The organism is Nannocystis punicea (genome assembly GCF_026965555.1).
Classification (GTDB): Bacteria; Myxococcota_A; Polyangia; order Nannocystales; family Nannocystaceae; genus Nannocystis; species Nannocystis punicea.
The window spans coordinates 7,455,498-7,470,485 of sequence record NZ_CP114040.1; the positions used below are offsets into that span (position 1 = coordinate 7,455,498).

The 14,988-nt window shown below is 72.3% G+C and carries 12 protein-coding genes; 8 read left to right on the forward strand and 4 right to left on the reverse strand.

What is annotated here, in order from left to right:
- The first annotated feature begins 129 nt into the window (after positions 1–129).
- The 5 genes from O0S08_RS28715 to O0S08_RS28735 all read left to right on the forward strand — a co-directional run bounded on the left by O0S08_RS28715 (position 130) and on the right by O0S08_RS28735 (position 5,429).
- Positions 130–1,086, forward strand: coding sequence for an STAS domain-containing protein (locus O0S08_RS28715; RefSeq protein WP_269032527.1), 957 nt, complete (start codon positions 130–132; stop codon positions 1,084–1,086).
- Positions 1,079–1,870 carry a PAS domain S-box protein gene (locus O0S08_RS28720; RefSeq protein WP_269032528.1) on the forward strand — a complete coding sequence of 264 codons (792 nt, stop codon included), beginning with the start codon at positions 1,079–1,081 and terminating at the stop codon, positions 1,868–1,870. Before O0S08_RS28715 ends, O0S08_RS28720 begins: the two co-directional genes overlap by 8 nt.
- A gap of 168 nt (positions 1,871–2,038) precedes the next feature.
- The gene (locus O0S08_RS28725) at positions 2,039–2,188 is read left to right on the forward strand and encodes a hypothetical protein (protein WP_269032529.1); all 150 of its coding nucleotides are present in this window, start codon (positions 2,039–2,041) and stop codon (positions 2,186–2,188) included.
- A 73-nt stretch (positions 2,189–2,261) separates the two neighbouring features.
- The gene (locus O0S08_RS28730; protein ID WP_269032530.1) at positions 2,262–3,797 is read left to right on the forward strand and encodes a M28 family metallopeptidase; all 1,536 of its coding nucleotides are present in this window, start codon (positions 2,262–2,264) and stop codon (positions 3,795–3,797) included.
- Between the two features lie 108 nt (positions 3,798–3,905).
- Positions 3,906–5,429, forward strand: a complete 1,524-nt coding sequence (locus tag O0S08_RS28735; RefSeq protein ID WP_269032531.1) for a sensor histidine kinase — start codon at positions 3,906–3,908, stop codon at positions 5,427–5,429.
- Positions 5,430–5,585: 156 nt separating this feature from the next.
- Here the strand turns inward: O0S08_RS28735 and O0S08_RS28740 are convergent, their stop codons facing one another.
- Positions 5,586–6,032 carry a DMT family transporter gene (locus O0S08_RS28740; RefSeq protein ID WP_269032532.1) on the reverse strand — a complete coding sequence of 149 codons (447 nt, stop codon included), beginning with the start codon at positions 6,030–6,032 and terminating at the stop codon, positions 5,586–5,588.
- A gap of 947 nt (positions 6,033–6,979) precedes the next feature.
- Here O0S08_RS28740 and O0S08_RS28745 point away from each other — a divergent pair.
- Positions 6,980–8,677 (forward strand): cation:proton antiporter domain-containing protein, encoded by a 1,698-nt coding sequence (locus O0S08_RS28745; RefSeq protein WP_269032533.1) that lies wholly within the window; start codon positions 6,980–6,982, stop codon positions 8,675–8,677.
- Positions 8,678–8,823: 146 nt separating this feature from the next.
- Here the strand turns inward: O0S08_RS28745 and O0S08_RS28750 are convergent, their stop codons facing one another.
- Positions 8,824–10,497 carry an ATP-dependent nuclease gene (locus tag O0S08_RS28750; protein WP_269032534.1) on the reverse strand — a complete coding sequence of 558 codons (1,674 nt, stop codon included), beginning with the start codon at positions 10,495–10,497 and terminating at the stop codon, positions 8,824–8,826.
- A gap of 48 nt (positions 10,498–10,545) precedes the next feature.
- Positions 10,546–11,646, reverse strand: coding sequence for a hypothetical protein (locus O0S08_RS28755; RefSeq protein ID WP_269032535.1), 1,101 nt, complete (start codon positions 11,644–11,646; stop codon positions 10,546–10,548).
- A gap of 155 nt (positions 11,647–11,801) precedes the next feature.
- Between O0S08_RS28755 and O0S08_RS28760 the strand changes: the two genes are divergently transcribed.
- Positions 11,802–13,181: a hypothetical protein gene (locus O0S08_RS28760; RefSeq protein WP_269032536.1), complete on the forward strand. Its 1,380-nt coding sequence runs from the start codon at positions 11,802–11,804 to the stop codon at positions 13,179–13,181.
- Between the two features lie 25 nt (positions 13,182–13,206).
- Positions 13,207–14,316 carry an isoaspartyl peptidase/L-asparaginase gene (locus O0S08_RS28765; RefSeq protein ID WP_269032537.1) on the forward strand — a complete coding sequence of 370 codons (1,110 nt, stop codon included), beginning with the start codon at positions 13,207–13,209 and terminating at the stop codon, positions 14,314–14,316.
- Between the two features lie 88 nt (positions 14,317–14,404).
- Here O0S08_RS28765 and O0S08_RS28770 read toward each other — a convergent pair whose 3' ends face one another.
- Positions 14,405–14,962, reverse strand: a complete 558-nt coding sequence (locus O0S08_RS28770) for a hypothetical protein (RefSeq protein ID WP_269032538.1) — start codon at positions 14,960–14,962, stop codon at positions 14,405–14,407.
- Positions 14,963–14,988 lie beyond the last annotated feature (26 nt).

A 14,988-nucleotide genomic window follows, 5' to 3' on the forward strand; every position in this document is an offset into this window, starting at 1 on the left:
TCACCAACCCTCGAAGTATGCGGCCTCGAATACCGCTGGGACCTGGCCCGCGGCAGCTTCACGATCGGCGGCGTCCCCGGCGTCGCGTTCTTCCGCGACTCGACCCTGGCGCGGCTCCTGGTCGGTTTTTTGACCACCCTCGGCCCGCACCGCTTCTCGCTGATGATGCTCGCCGAGGGTCAGCGCAGCATCGACGAGGATTGGGAGATCATCCGCGCCTACCCCAGCTTCGAGGCCGGCTTCACCGAGCTCGCCAAATATGCGTACACGGCGGGGTGGGGGCGCTGGGAGCTGGTCCGCATCGACCCCGAGGCGCGGCGCGGCGTGTTCCGCGTCCACAACGGCTGGGAGGGCTCGGTCCAGCGGGCCACGGCCCTCAACTGGGGCGTCGGCCTGGTCGCCGGCAAGTTCACCGCCTTCTGTCAAAAGCTGTTCGGCTGCAACTGCTGGCCGCGCCAGACCCGGTTCATCGCCGACGGCGACGCCTGGGACGAGCTCGTCGTCGAGCCCTCGGCGCGCACCGTCGCCGACGAGCTCGGGGCGCTGGCCGACGCCGGCCTGGCGACCAACGCCGACCTGCACCGCCTGCTCGCCGATCTCAAGACCAGCGCCGCCGCCCGCGAGCGCGCCCTGACCGAGCGCGACCGCATGGTCGAGGAGCTGCAGGACAAGCTGCACATCATCGCCGAGCAGCGGGTCGCCATCGCCGCCCTCTCGACCCCGATCGTCCAGCTGTGGGACGAGGTGCTGGCCGTCCCGATCGTCGGGGCGATCGACGCCGAGCGGACCGGCCGGCTGATGGAGAAGCTGCTGACCAGCATCATCGACAGCAAGTCGCGCTTCGCCATCCTCGACGTCACCGGCGTCGAGGCCATCGACGCCGCCACCGCCGACAACTTCGTCCGCATCATCCGCGCGGTGCAGCTGCTCGGCGCCCACGGCGTGCTGTCCGGCATCGTCCCCGCGGTCGCGCAGACGCTGGTCGACCTCGGCGTCGACCTGTCCGGCGTCCGCACCTTCGCCAACCTCCGCGAGGCCCTCAAGGCCTGCCTCGCCGAACCCGCGAGGAGCCGTCGCCATGCCTGACCTGCACCGCCGCTTCTTCGACCTCTCCGCCGAGCTGTTCTGCACCGCCGACAGCAACGGCTTCTTCGTCGAGCTCAGCCCCGCCTGGGAGCGCGTCCTCGGCTGGACCCTCGACGAGCTGCGCAGCGCGCCGTTCATCGAGTTCGTCGACCCGGCCGACCGCGAATCCACGCTCGCCGCCACCGCGCGCCTCGCCGGCGGCAGCGACATCGTCCGCTTCGAGAACCGCTACCGCAAGAAGGACGGCTCCTACATGGCGCTCGAGTGGGCCTCGTCGGCCCCGCACGGCCCGGGCGAGCCGATCTGCGCCGTCGCCCGCCCGCTCGTCACCCCCGACGCCGCCGACGCCGCCCAGGCCAGCCTCGGCGACATCCGCCGCGAGGCCCTGTGCGCCGCGGTCTCGACCCCGATCATTCAGGTGTGGGACGACATCGTCACGATGCCGGTCGTCGGCCTCGTCGACAGCGTGCGCGCGGCCGACATGAAGGCCGCGCTGCTCGCCGCGGTCTCGCGCACCGGGGCCAAGTTCGCGATCGTCGACCTCACCGGCGTCGACATCGTCGACACCGCGACCGCCGACCACCTGCTCCGGGTCATGCGCGCGGTCCAGCTGCTCGGGGCCCGCTGCGTGATCACGGGGATCCAGCCGTCGGTCGCGCAGATCATCGTCGGCCTCGGCCTCGCCCTCCCCGGCGTCGTCACCCTCCGCAGCCTGCGCGAGGGCCTGCGCTTCTGCCTGCGCGACCTCGGCTATGTCGTCGCCCGCGAGGCCGCGACGCCGTAGCCGCCGCGCGAATCTCCGCCCACCCGCGACGATCGAAGGCAGGGTCCACGCGTCGGGTCCCACTCGTCGGTCGTCGCGGTGTGGTGAATATCATCCGCATGCATTGCGGCGCGGTCGCCGTCCGCTAGGTTCTAGCCGTACGGGAGACCCACGCGGATGCCCACCAAATTGACGTTCGGATTATTCATAGCATTGGCGACCACGGCGCTTACGCTCGACGATTGCATCTTCATCAACTTCGGCGACGAAGACGACGAGGACCGCGAGTCCCAGACCCGGGACGCCACGCCGCCCCTCGGCGCAGTCCCGACCGGGTGAGCCGCCCCAGGCCGCGTCCGCACGCGCGCCACCGCCCGTCCGCCGCACGCGCCGGATCGGCTATCGTTGTCGCGTGCGCCGCGAGCCCCGGGTCCGCTCCCCATGGTCCGTCGCGCGAGCCCCCGCGCTCGCCCTCGCCGCCGCCGCGTCGGCCTGCTCCGCGCCGCCCGACGCCCCGACCGGCTGCCCCGCACCGCTCGCCGAATCGCTCGACCTCGACGCGATCGAGCAGCACCTGCTCGCCCTCGCCGACCTCGGTCAGGCCCACGCGAACACCCGCGCGGCCGGGACCCCCGGCTTCTCGGCCTCCGCCGATTACGTCGCCGAGCAGCTCGCCGCCGCCGGCCTGAGCGTCCGCCGCGAGCCGTTCACCTACGACGACTTCGCTCTGCTCGCCCCTCCGCGCCTGCTCCGGCCCGCCGCGCCGGGCCCCGAGTACATCGCCGACGTCGACTTCCGCGTCGCCACCTTCTCGGCCAGCGGCGACGTCGCCGGCCCGGTGATCCCCGTCGACCTGTCCCTCGGGGCAGGCAAAGAATCCACCAGCGGCTGCCAGATCGAGGACTTCGCCGGCTTCTTCCCGAACAGCATCGCCCTGCTCCAGCGCGGCGGCTGCGTCCATCAGCAGAAGGTCGACAACGCGATCCGGGCCGGCGCCGCCGCGGTCGTCTACTTCAACCAGGGCGACGTCCCCGAGCGCCTGCCCCTGTTCACGCCGCGCCTCGACCGTGGCACCACCCTCCCGGTCGTCGCAGTGCCGTACGCGCTCGGCGAGGCGCTCGCGCAGGAGAGCGACCTGCGACTGCACCTCGTCGTCTCCGCCGCGGCCGTCGTGCGCGACACCGTCAACGTGATCGCCGACTCCGCGCCGACCGCCAGCGGCCGCGTCGTCATGCTCGGCGCCCACCTCGACTCGGTGCCCGCGGGCCCGGGCGTCAACGACAACGGCTCGGGCGTCGCCGCCCTCCTGGGCATCGCCGGCGCCCTGCCGCGCTGTGATCTGCGCCATCAGGTCCGCTTCGCCTTCTGGGGCGCCGAGGAGCTCGGCCTGCTCGGATCGATCCACCACGTCGAGTCGCTGTCCGCGAGCGAACGGTCCGCGATCGCGCTCTACCTCAACCTCGACATGGTCGCCTCGCCCAACCCGGTCCGCTTCGTCTACGACGGCGACGGCTCGGCGTGGCAGAAGGCCGGGCCGCCCGGCTCGGCCGCGATCGAGGCCGCGTTCACCGACTACTTCGCCGCCCTCGCAGTGCCCACCCGCGAGACCGCCTTCGACGGCCGCTCCGACTACTGGGCCTTCATCCGCCACGACATCGCCGCGGGCGGCCTGTTCACCGGCGCCGAGGCCCGCAAGAGCGCCCACGAGGCCCAGCTGTTCGGCGGCGAGGCCGAGGTCGCCTACGACCCCTGTTACCACGCCCTCTGCGACGACCGCGACAACTACAGCCGCGACGCCTTGCTCGAGAACACCCGCGCCACCGCCCACGTGCTCGAGTCGTTCGCGATGAGCGACCCGCCGCTGCCCGCCCCGCCGGCGGACGTCGCTCCGCGCGCCGACCTCGTCGCCGATGTCCACGCGCCCGAGCATTGCGACGACCGCCGCTGACCGGCGCCGGCTCCGCAGCGCTCGCGTAAATCGTCGGCGACGCGTCCGCGTGCGCTGCTCCACACCCGCGCCGGGTGCGACTGGCGCGGGTGCTACGTTGGCTTGGGCATGCGCGAGCCTGCCGCTCTCCTCCCCGATCCCGCGCGCCGGATCGTCGACGCGCTCGCCGGCCTCGGCGACCTCGAGATCGTCGTCGCCGCCCCGCCGCACGGCGCCATCGTGGCCGCCACCGGCTCCGCCGCCGCCCTCCTCGCCCACTTCCCCGACGACCCGCGGCGCCACCCGCTCGCGCGCTGCCTCGCCGGCGTCCCCGTCGAGGAGGAGGTCCGCCGGATCGCCGAGACCGGCGCCGTCACCCACATCCACGTGCGCGGCGTGCCCGTGCGCGACGCCAGCGGCGCAGTCATCGCCGCCGTCGCCGTCCTCGCCGACGTCGCCGCCCAGCGCCGCCGCCTCGCCGCCGCCGCCGTGCTCGAGGCCGCCGGCAGCGTCCTGCTCGAGTCCCTGGACCTCGCCCGCGTCGCCCAGCTCGGCGCCGAGCTGCTGGTCCCGCGCCTCGGCGACTTCTGCCTCGTCTCCCTGCTCGCGGCCGACGACGAGCTGCACCTCTTCGGCCTCGCCCACGCCGACCCGGCCGCCCTCGCCCACGAGCGGCCGCTGCACGACATCTTCCCGCTGCAGGACCGCGCCTGGGATGTCCTTCAGGACAGCCGCTCTCGCCTCGTCGCCGACCTCGGCCCCCTCGATCCGCCGCTCCGCGAGCTCGGCCTGCGCGCCGGCCTGATCGCCCCGCTGATCGCCCGCGATCGTGCGCTCGGGGTCCTGCGCCTGCTCTCCGCGCGCCGCCTCGACGCCGACGACCTCGAGCTCGCGCGCCGCGTCGCCGACCGGATCGCCCTCGCCCTCGACAACGCCCGCCAGCACGCCGAGGCCCTGCGCGCCAGCCAGGCCCGCGAGGACGTGCTCACCGTCGTCTCCCACGACCTCCGCAACCCGCTCAGCGCCATCACCCTCGGCGCCACGGTGCTCGTCAAGAAGCTGCGCGACGCCGAGGAGAACGTCGCAGTCATCCAGCGCAGCGCCGCCCGCATCGAGCGCCTCACCGAGAACCTGCTCGACCTCGCCGGCGCCCAGGCCGGCCAGACCACCGTGCTCGAGCGCGAGGTCGCCGACGCCCGTGAGATCGTCGAGGAGGCGCTCGCGCTGCAGAAGCCGCTCGCCGACAAGAAGGGCGTGCGCCTGATCGCCGGCCTGCGGATCGCCCAGGCCCCGCTGTTCTGCGACCGCACCCGGATCGCCCAGGTGTTCGGCAACCTCCTCGACAACGCCATCAAGTTCAGCGCCTCCGGCCAGGAGGTCGCCGTCGACGGCGACCTCGTCGACGGCCAGGTCCGCTTCTCCGTCCGCGACCACGGCCCCGGGATCGACGACGCCGACCTCCCGCACATCTTCGAGCCGTTCTGGTCGACCGTCCGCGGCGGCAAGAAGGGCCTCGGCCTCGGCCTCTCGATCGCCCGCAGCATCGTCGACGCCCACGACGGCCGCATGATCGTCCACAGCGACCACAGCGGCACCGTGTTCACCTTCACCCTCCCGCTCGCGCACGCCGTCGACGCCGACGACATGACCTGAGAGACATGTGTTTCCCTCGATCCGGACATGACGTGCCCTCGAGGACATGTCCATCCAGACATGCCCCGAGAGCCCGCCGTGCCACGTCGACCTCCAGGCCGGACACGACTTGTCCTCGAGGACATGTCGATCCAGACATGTCCCCAGTTCCGCCGCTCACCCGCTCTCGACGCCGAGCTCGAGCAGGACCACCCCGGCGACCACCAGCCCGACGCCGATGATCTGCGCCCCCGTCATGAACTCGCCGAAGACGAACCGGCTCACCAGCGTCACCAGCACCACGCCGACGCCCGCCCACACGGCGTAGGCGATCCCCAGCGGGATCCCGCGGCCGAGCGCGAGGGCGAGCGCGACGAACGCCAGCGTGTAGCCGCCGACCACGACCGGATACGACCACCAGGCGGCCCGCTCGCCGGTCGTGAAGCGCAAGAACGAAGTTGCGATCACCTCGAAGAGGATCGCCGCCGAAAGGAACAGGTACGCCACGACGCTCGCCCCGGAGAGCTCCCACCATACCACCGGGCCGCGCCCTCGCCCCGTCCCGCCGCCCTCGCGGCCCGGCGACTCGTCCGCCCCGCCGTTCAGCTCGCCGGCGGGGCGCATGACGCCGGCGACAGCGTCCGGACGGGCCGGCGACGCCAAAGGACCGAAGGACGTCTCGGCGCCCGCTGGCGAGCTCGGCCGGCACGGCGCATGACGCCGGCGACAGCATCCGACGGCCCGCGACGCCACATGACCCCAAGGACACCTCGCTGGCGAGCTCGGCCGGCACGGCGCATGACGCCGGCGACAGCGTCCGACGGGCCCGCGACGTCACATGACCCGAAGGACACCTCGCTGGCGAGCTCGGCCGGCACGGCGCATGACGCGGCGACAGCGTCCGACGGCCCGCGACGCTACATGATCCGAAGGACACCTCGCCGGCGAGCTCGCCCGGCACGGCGCATGACGCCGGCGAAAACGTCCGACGGGCCCGCGACGTCACATGACCCGAAGGACACCTCGCCGGCGAGCTCGGCCGACAGGGCGCATGACGCCGGCGACAGCGTCCGACTGGCCCGCGACGTCACATGACCCGAAGGACATCTCTCCGGCGAGCTCGCCCGCCGAGCGGAGGACGACGGCCGGGCCGGCGGCATCACATGACCCGAAGGACATCTCGCCATCCGCCCGCGCCCCCGCGCCGTCGTGACGGCGATGAGAGCGTCGCCGGCCGCGCCACATGACATGTCCGCAAGGACATCTCGTCGCTCGCGCCGGCGAGTGGGGCCGCGCCTCGCCGCTCCTTCGCCGCCGCTCGCTCGCCGCGGCCGTCCGGCGCGCGCGGTCGCGACATGACATGTCCGCAAGGACATCCCGTCGCCCGCCCGCCCGCGGCGCGCGGCCTGCGATTTGCGCCGCGGCCGAGCCCGCTCGTCGGACCTGCGATTCAGGCCGCACGACACGTCGGTCCGGGGCCCCGAATTCGGATTCGCGGCGGGCGTGACCGGCCTTTTGCCGTATCCACAGCTCAGCGCCCCCGACCGCGGCGGTTAGCATCCATGGCAGCGATGCTCCATCACACCCCCCTGCTCGACACCATCGCCGCCGGCCTGGTCTTCGCGTTCGCGCTCGGTGCCCTGGCCACGCGCGCCCGGCTGTCGCCGCTCGTCGGCTACCTCGCGGCGGGGATCGTCGTCGGCCCGTTCACGCCGGGCATCGTCGCCGACCAGTCGCTGGCCAATCAGCTGTCGGAGATCGGCGTCATCCTGCTGATGTTCGGCGTCGGCCTGCACTTCTCCCTGCGCGACCTGCTCGAGGTCAAGGCGATCGCGATCCCCGGCGCAGTCGCCCAGATCGCGTTCGCCACCGGGCTCGGCGCCGGCCTGGCGTGGCTGCTCGGCTGGCCGTTCCACGCCGGCTTGATGTTCGGCCTGGCGCTGTCGGTCGCCAGCACCGTCGTCCTGCTGCGCGCGCTCGAGGAGCGGCGCCTGCTCGACAGCCCGCGCGGCAAGATCGCCATCGGCTGGCTCATCGTCGAGGACCTCGCCATGGTGCTCGCCCTCGTGCTCGTGCCCGCCGTCGCCGGCGCGCCCGCGGACGGCGGGAGCGAGGTGTGGCTGTCGCTCGTCCGGACCCTCTTCAAGGTCGCCGGCTTCCTCGCCCTCATGCTCGTCGTCGGCCGACGCGTCATCCCGTGGATCCTCGAGCAGATCGCGGGCACCGGCTCGCGCGAGCTGTTCACCCTGTGCGTCCTGGCGATCGCCCTCGGCGTCGCTCTCGGCGCGGCCCTGCTGTTCAACGTCTCGTTCGCCCTCGGCGCCTTCTTCGCCGGCATGCTGCTGGCAGAGTCCGAGTTCAGCCACAAGGCCGCCAGCGACTCCCTGCCGCTGCGCGACGCCTTCGCGGTGCTGTTCTTCGTCTCCGTCGGCATGCTGTTCGACCCGCGGATCCTCGTCGACGAGCCGCTGCTCGTGCTCGCCACCTGCGGCATCATCATCATCGGCAAGTCGGTCGCCGCCCTGGCGCTGGTGCTCGCATTCCGGCACCCGCTCGCCACCGCGTTGACGATCGCCGTCAGCCTGGCCCAGATCGGCGAGTTCTCGTTCATCCTCGCCGGCCTCGGCATCGAGCTCGGCCTCATCCCGCCGGAGGCGCGCGATCTCATCCTCGCCGGCGCCATCCTCTCGATCCTCTGCAACCCGCTGCTGTTCGCCGCCCTCGACCGCTGGCAGCGCCGCCGCGCCACCGCGGAGGTCGAGAAGAAGGCGCTCGTCGCCTCTGGCCCGCCCGCGCCCGAGGGCCCGTTCGTGCTGCTCATCGGCTTCGGCCGGGTCGGCAGCGCGATCGCCCAGCTCCTGCGCGAGCGCGGCGCGCCGCTGCTGGTCGTCGACACCGACCCCGACCTCATCGACCGCGCCCAGGCGCTCGGGATCCCGGCGATCTGCGGCAACGCGGCCAGCCCTCGCGTCCTCGACGAGACGAACCCCGCCCAGGCCCGCCTCGCCCTGCTGGCGATCCCGCAAGCCCTCGAGGCCGGCGAGATCATCGCCCGCCTGCGCGAGGCCAAGCCCGAACTCACCATCATCGCCCGCGGCCACTCCGACGGCGAGGTCGAACACCTCCTGCGCCATGGAGCCGACGCCGCAGTCATGGCCGAACGCATCATGGCCCTGCGCATGGCCGAAATGGCGACCCAGTCGCTCGCCTACCACGATCGCGTCGCGGCCGCCGCGAGCCGAGAACCTCCGCCCGCCGCTGCGGAGTGACGACGAGTGTCGGCGCGACGTCGGCGATCACCGAGCCGACCGCGAGGTCTCACCAGCCGGGCACCCTCGCGGCCCGCACGATCACGACCCGTCGCGCGACGGACATGTCTCTCGAGACATGTCCGATCACGCCTCGGAGTGCTCCCTCAAGGGCAGTCGTCCAGCTCGGTCCCGACGAGTTGCGGCATGCCTCGCCGCCTGGGCTCGAGGATCCAGCGGGCAATCGCCCGCACAAAGTCCCACGGACCGCCAGCCGCCGGCCGAACATAGCCCGCATCGCCCGGATCGGAGCCCATGCGGGCGAACATGTCGACGATCCACTGCTTCTTGTCCGCTCGGGGGATCTCCAGCTCGGGGAACCATCCCTCGAGCTCGCCCACGGGCACGGCGAAGATCCCGTACTCCGCCAGGTCTCGGAGGTATTTCTCCCATCCCTCGCGTTCGCCGGCCGCGACCGCGTTCAATCCGAGGAGCTTCAACTGCCTGCGATCGTCGACGCCCCGGGCCAGATCGCCGCGCATCTGCCCCATGCTGCGCGTGATGGTCTCCGGCACTCCCGCTGCCTCGAGCAGCATCCTGGCGTCGTCGTGGATCACGGCGTCGAGATCGACGAGCAACGCCGCCGGGATCCCGAGCCGACGTAGCGCACGGACGATCCGGGGGATCGTCTGCCAGTTCTGCGCATTGACGAAGTGGCAGCTCTCCAGCCCTTCCCGGCGATCGAGGAGCCGCTCGTTGATCTCCTGATAGAACGCGCGATCGGAGTCCGCCTCGCACACGACCACCCCGTCGTGAAAGAGCCCGGACAGGATGTTCGCCGAGCGCAGCAGCGGGTCGCGCATCAGCGGCAGCAGGTCGCCCGTCGACAACAAGCGCGCCGTCGACACGCCGTCGCGGTACGTGAGTCGGATGACGTTGGACTGACACCCGGCCTGGACGCACCCGAACACGAAGTCCGGGCTGTGGGTCGCCGCGAACACGTGCCCGTCGCGCTCGATCGCCAGCTGCGTCAGCTGCTTGCCCAGCTTGCGAGCGAGCGGCGGATGAAGAAACGCGCCGGCCTCGTCGAGGAAGACGAGGCGCTCTTTCCCCGACAGCAAGTGCCCCCAGAGTCCGATATAGCTCCTGGTGCCGTCGGACAGCGCGTCCGGGGTGAGCGCCGCATCCAAGAATTCTTCATTCTCGCGCTGAATCAGAACACCGACGTTCTCGGGAAGAGGCTGACTTGACAGCCGCAGCTGGAGCTCGCCGTGCAAGGCGTCGATCACCGGATACAGGCCAAACATCTCATGAACGAGAGCCTTGAATCTTTCGCCGGCGCCGTCGTCGCGAAAGAGCGCATCGAGGCGACTCTGCGGAGCGAATTTCAACCGCCCACGACCTCCCTTGGCGATGAGCCCGAGGCTGTTCGACACCGAGAGGACCACCCGCTGAGCCGATTCGTATTCCTGATGTATTTGGCGCAGAATACTATCCAGGGATGTCCTCACCTGACGTTCCGCTCTCGCTATAAACCTCGTGCCCTCGCGCTCGGCCTCGACGATCTCCTTGACGCGCGGGTATTCGTACGTGGACAAAAACTGCGGGTTCGCCCGGACGAACAACCGCAACGCGGCTTCCGTCTCGCGCCCGAGCACCGACCGGTCGCATACCACCAGGTGTTCCCTTCGAACCCCGGCGAGCTCGTTGATCGCGGTGCTCTTGCCGGACGAGTTCGGCCCGACGAACACGTTGATGGGGGCGACCGGAATCGACAGGTGCTGCACCTTTGCTCCGGCGATCGGGCGAAAATGGAGTTCGATCGTCTCGTATACCGGCACGGCTTCCTCTCTCCCGCAGCTCGCGTTCTAGCAGTGAATGAAGCCGCTCTACCCCGGCGGCTCGATCGGCGCGCAGGTCGACACTCCGGCCCCGACGATGGCGATCGGCGCGTTCGCGTTGACCGTCGTCAGCGCCTTCCCGCTGTTGTCGCTGTCGTCGTAGTCGAGCTTCGTCACCTTGCTGTTGCCGCTCTCGCCGTTCGGGTCGGCGAGGGTGAAGAAATAAAAATCGCCGCCCCAGAACGCGAACGCGAACGCGCTCGTCAGCGGCAGGTTGTTGAACGGCAGGGTCTCGACGGCCTGGGCCGTCTGCTTGTCGAACTGGATCAGCTTCGCGTTCGGCACCCCGCCGAACGCGTACAGTCGGCCGTCGCCGGTGCCCGTCAGCTCCGCGCCGTTGTAGTTCGTCGTCCCGATCGTGTTCATCTGCATCGCCACCGGGTCGAACACCCCGAGCTTGCCCGCGCCGGGCCCCTCGGACCATAACCCCGCCTGGCCGTTCCAGTGCTGGCCGTACAGCCTGTCGCACGGATTTTGCGCGCTCTCCGACACGAACGCCATGCCGAAGTGCACCCAGCCGTTGGCGCCGGGCATGTAGCCGGGGTCGACGCAATTCTGCGGGTTGGTCACGTCGAGGCGGAACAGGTCACCGACGTAATTGCTGACGCCTTGCGGGATCGTCGTCTGGATCCACGCGAACCCGTCGCGGCCCACTCCCATGGAGAACGTCCCGTCGGTGGTCGGACAGCCGAGCGGTCCGACCAGCTCGAAGCTGTTGCCCAGCGGATCGTACGTCCACAGCTCGCGGTCGTCGGAGAGCACGTAGATGAGGTCGAGCTTCGGCGCGCAGGGGCACAGCGCCTCGTCGGGTCCGGTCGTCGTGCTCGGGCCCGAGTCCTCGCCGAGGTCGAACTTCACCCCGGCCCCGGTCGTCACCGCGCCCTCCGACGTGGGCCCCGCGCCCGTCGTCGCGCCTGTCCCCTGCGACTCGCTCGCCTCGCCGGTGCTCGTCTCGCCCGGGTCGCCCGGCAGCGTCAGGTCGGGCAACGTGGCCGGGTACGTCCCCGCGGCGCCGGTCGCTTCCGGGCCTGAATCCTCGTTGCAAGCGAGCGCGAGCGCGACGAGCCAGCGGGGCGAAGGAGAGCGCATGGCGGCACGCTATCGCCGGCCGCGCGCCAGCGTCAAGGCCCGCGCCCTGGCCGTTCGCTTGGTGTCGCGCCGATCACGGCCCGGACGCTACCGCCTCTTGAGACATGTCCCGAGAGACATCCACTGTCGCCCGCTCGCCGTGGTACGGTGAGCCCATGCGCCCGCTCCTCCTCGCGCTGACCTGCGTCACCGCCTGCAGCGCCGGCGAGCGAGCGGCGGTCCCCTCCCGCACCGCGACCGCAGAGCCCGCCACGGCTCCCAACGTCCCGACCCCCGCCTCCACCGAGCCTTCGTCGTCCCGAGCGCGCGAGCCCGCCGGCCCATCGTCGACCTCCCCACGCTTCCCCACCGAGGCATCATCCGTCCTCCCGCACGACCCCACCGATTCACCGCTCTCGCCCGCGGCCCCGCGCGACCCTGCCGGCTACTTCGCGCTCGCCGATCCGCTGCGCTGCGCTCGCGCGGTCCGCTGCGGAGAGATCGGCGCCTCCGAACGCGAACGATGCCTGCGCGAGGCCCCGCGCGCCCGCGTCCTCCTCGGCGTAGAGCGCGGCCTGCAAGCGGGCCGCTATCGCTTCGACCCGCAGCTCGCCGCCACCTGTCTGAAGCTCCTCGCCGGGGCCGCCTGCGCCGTCGACCACCACGTCCTCCCCTCCGGCTGCCTCGGCGGCGCAGTCCCGACCGGCCTCGCGCCCGCGGTGCCCGCTGGCGGCGCCTGCGAGCGTGACGAGGAGTGCATCGACGGCCGCTGCACCGGCGGCCTCGGCTGCCCCGGGGTCTGTCGCGCCCACACCCTCGCCGCCGGCGGCCCCTGTGGCTCCGACACCCTGTGCGGCCCCGGCCTCTACTGCGACCGCGACGTCTGTCGCCCGCGCGGAGACATCGGCGCCGCCTGCAGCGGCCACTGGCAGGCCTGTCGGCCCGGCCTCGTGTGCCGCGGCTACGTCGCGCCCAACCGCAACCCGCACGCCTACCGCCACGAGCAGCTCGGCGTGTGCGAGGCGCGAGGCGACGTCGGTCGTCCCTGTCGCCGGCTCGGCCTCGACGACGACTGCGCCCCCGCCTCCCCGTGTGACTTCAGCGGCGCCGTGCCGACCTGTCGCGCCCGCTCGCCGGTCGGGGCCGCCTGCACCTGGCTCGGCACCTGCGCCGACGGCCTGCGCTGCGACGGCCTGCGCCTCGCCCAGCCCATCGGCGGCTCCGACCAGCCGACCCTGGCCACCGCCGGCGTGTGCCACCTCGTCGGCGACGTCGGCACCGCCTGCGATCCCGCCGCCGCCGAGACGCAATGCCCCGACAGCATGTCGTGCAGCGACGCCGGCACCTGTCGCCCGCGCGGCGACACCGGGGCCACCTGCCGCGAACGCAACGACTGCGGCCCCTATCACCATTGCGATCTCGGCACCTGCCGGCCCGACCTCGCCCCCGGCGAGCCCTGCAGCCCCGGCGCGGGCGGCGACTCCGGCCCGTGCTTCGCAAGCACCTGCGATCCGGCCGCCCGCCGCTGCCTCGGCTCGTGCGACCGCGGCCGATGACGCCCGCCTGCGGCATGATGTGCCCGTGCAGCTCCGCCCGCTCGTCGTCCTCGCCGCCGCGCTCGCTTGCAACGCGCCACCTGCCCCCAGAGACACCTCGCCTGCCCCGAAGGACAGTCTTCCTCCGCCTGCCCCGAAGGACACTTCATCTGTCCCCAAGGTCACCCCCGAGCAACCTGCCCCGAAGGACACCTCAACGGCCCGCGACCTCCCGGTCCGGACCGGCGCCGACGTCCCGACCGGCCCGCTGGTGACCACCCACGCCGGCGTCGGCTCGCCGCTGAGCCAGGCCGACGGCGCAGCGCGAGCGGCCGCGGCCGGCGGCGACGTCCTGGCCTCCGGCGGCAGCGCCCTCGAAGCGGCGATCGCCGCCGCCGTCGTGCTCGAGGACGACCCGCGCTACAACGCCGGCACCGGCGCCAACATCCGCCTCGACGGCAAGACGATCCAGCTCGACGCCGCGCTCATGACCGACGACGGCCGCTTCGCCGCGGTGGCGGCGATCGAGCGGGTCAAGAACCCGATCCGCGCCGCCCGCCTGGTGCTCGACTCGCCGCACGTCCTCCTGGTCGGCGAGGGCGCGACCCGCTTCGCCCACAAGCTCGGCCTGCCCGACGAGGTCCCGCGCTCGCCCGAGGCCGAGGCCAAGTACGAGGCCCGCATGAAGCGCCTGCGCGAGGTCATCGAGACCCCCGGCACCACCGAGCCCGACTGGCGGACCTACTGGAACTACCCCGGCGAGATGCCGCCCGACATGGTCGCCTGGCGCTACGGCGGCGACACCGTCGGCGCAGTCGCCCGCACCGCCGACCACCGCTTCGCCGCCACCCTGTCGACCGGCGGCACCTCCGTCACGCTCTACGGCCGCGTCGGCGACGTGCCGATCTACGGCGCCGGCCTCTACGCCGGCCCCGCGGGCGCGGTCGCCTGTACCGGCCACGGCGAGGAGATCATCCGCCAGGCGCTGGCGCGCACCGTCTACCAGGCCCTGGCCGCCGGCACCCCCGCGCGCGAGGCAGTGGCCCGCGCCGCCGCCGACTTCGACCCTCGCTGGGACGTCGGCCTCATCGCCGTCGACCGCGGCGGCTGGGGCGTCGCCGCCACCCAGCCGATGGCCCACGGCCACGCGCCGTGACGCCCATGTCCTCGGCGACATGTCGGATTCATCATGTCCTGAAGCACATGCCCCCGAGGGCATGCCCTTCGAGACAGGACCGAAGCCGCTACGCCCCGGCCGCGCCGCAACGGGCGTGGTAGCGCGGCAGCTCGGCGCCGGGGCCGTCGGCGAACTTGTCGACGATCTTCCCGCTGCCGGCCCCCTGGACCAGCTGCAGCCGGAGCACGTCGCCGGCGCGGAAGCTGCGGACGCGCGCGCCCTTGCCGTCGCGGCAGGCCGGCAGGCCGTGCTCGGGGCACTGGTGGGCGACGTAGAGGTCGCGCTCGTCGTAGCTGCCGGCCAGCACGCGCTTCACCGCGTAGCGCATCACCACCATGAACTTGTTCTTGCCGCAGTGCGCCGCGCTGCGGGCCTCGACCAGCTCGGCCTCGACCTCGAGCCGGCTCGACGGCTCCGGCAGCGCCGACGGGTCGCCGCCGTCGATGTCGTCGGCGGCCTCCTCCTCGTCGTCGGCGACCGCCACCGCCGCGTCGGACTCCGGCGCGATCACTGCGGGCACCATGCCGGGGCTGGCCGAAGACTCGAGCACCGGCACCGACATCCAACAGCCGGCGGAGCCGGCCAGACAGGCGAGAGCGAAGCTCGTGACGCGCGCGCGGGTCACGGGACAATTCATAGCGCTTTCTCGCC

Excerpts from the sequence above, each read along its gene's own strand:
- O0S08_RS28720 (WP_269032528.1), top strand. The coding sequence starts at position 1,079 with ATGCCTGACCTGCACCGCCGCTTCTTCGACCTCTCCGCCGAGCTGTTC.
- O0S08_RS28735 (WP_269032531.1), top strand. The coding sequence starts at position 3,906 with ATGCGCGAGCCTGCCGCTCTCCTCCCCGATCCCGCGCGCCGGATCGTC.
- O0S08_RS28740 (WP_269032532.1), bottom strand. The coding sequence starts at position 6,032 with ATGCGCCCCGCCGGCGAGCTGAACGGCGGGGCGGACGAGTCGCCGGGC.
- O0S08_RS28745 (WP_269032533.1), top strand. The coding sequence starts at position 6,980 with ATGCTCCATCACACCCCCCTGCTCGACACCATCGCCGCCGGCCTGGTC.
- O0S08_RS28755 (WP_269032535.1), bottom strand. The coding sequence starts at position 11,646 with ATGCGCTCTCCTTCGCCCCGCTGGCTCGTCGCGCTCGCGCTCGCTTGC.
- O0S08_RS28760 (WP_269032536.1), top strand. The coding sequence starts at position 11,802 with ATGCGCCCGCTCCTCCTCGCGCTGACCTGCGTCACCGCCTGCAGCGCC.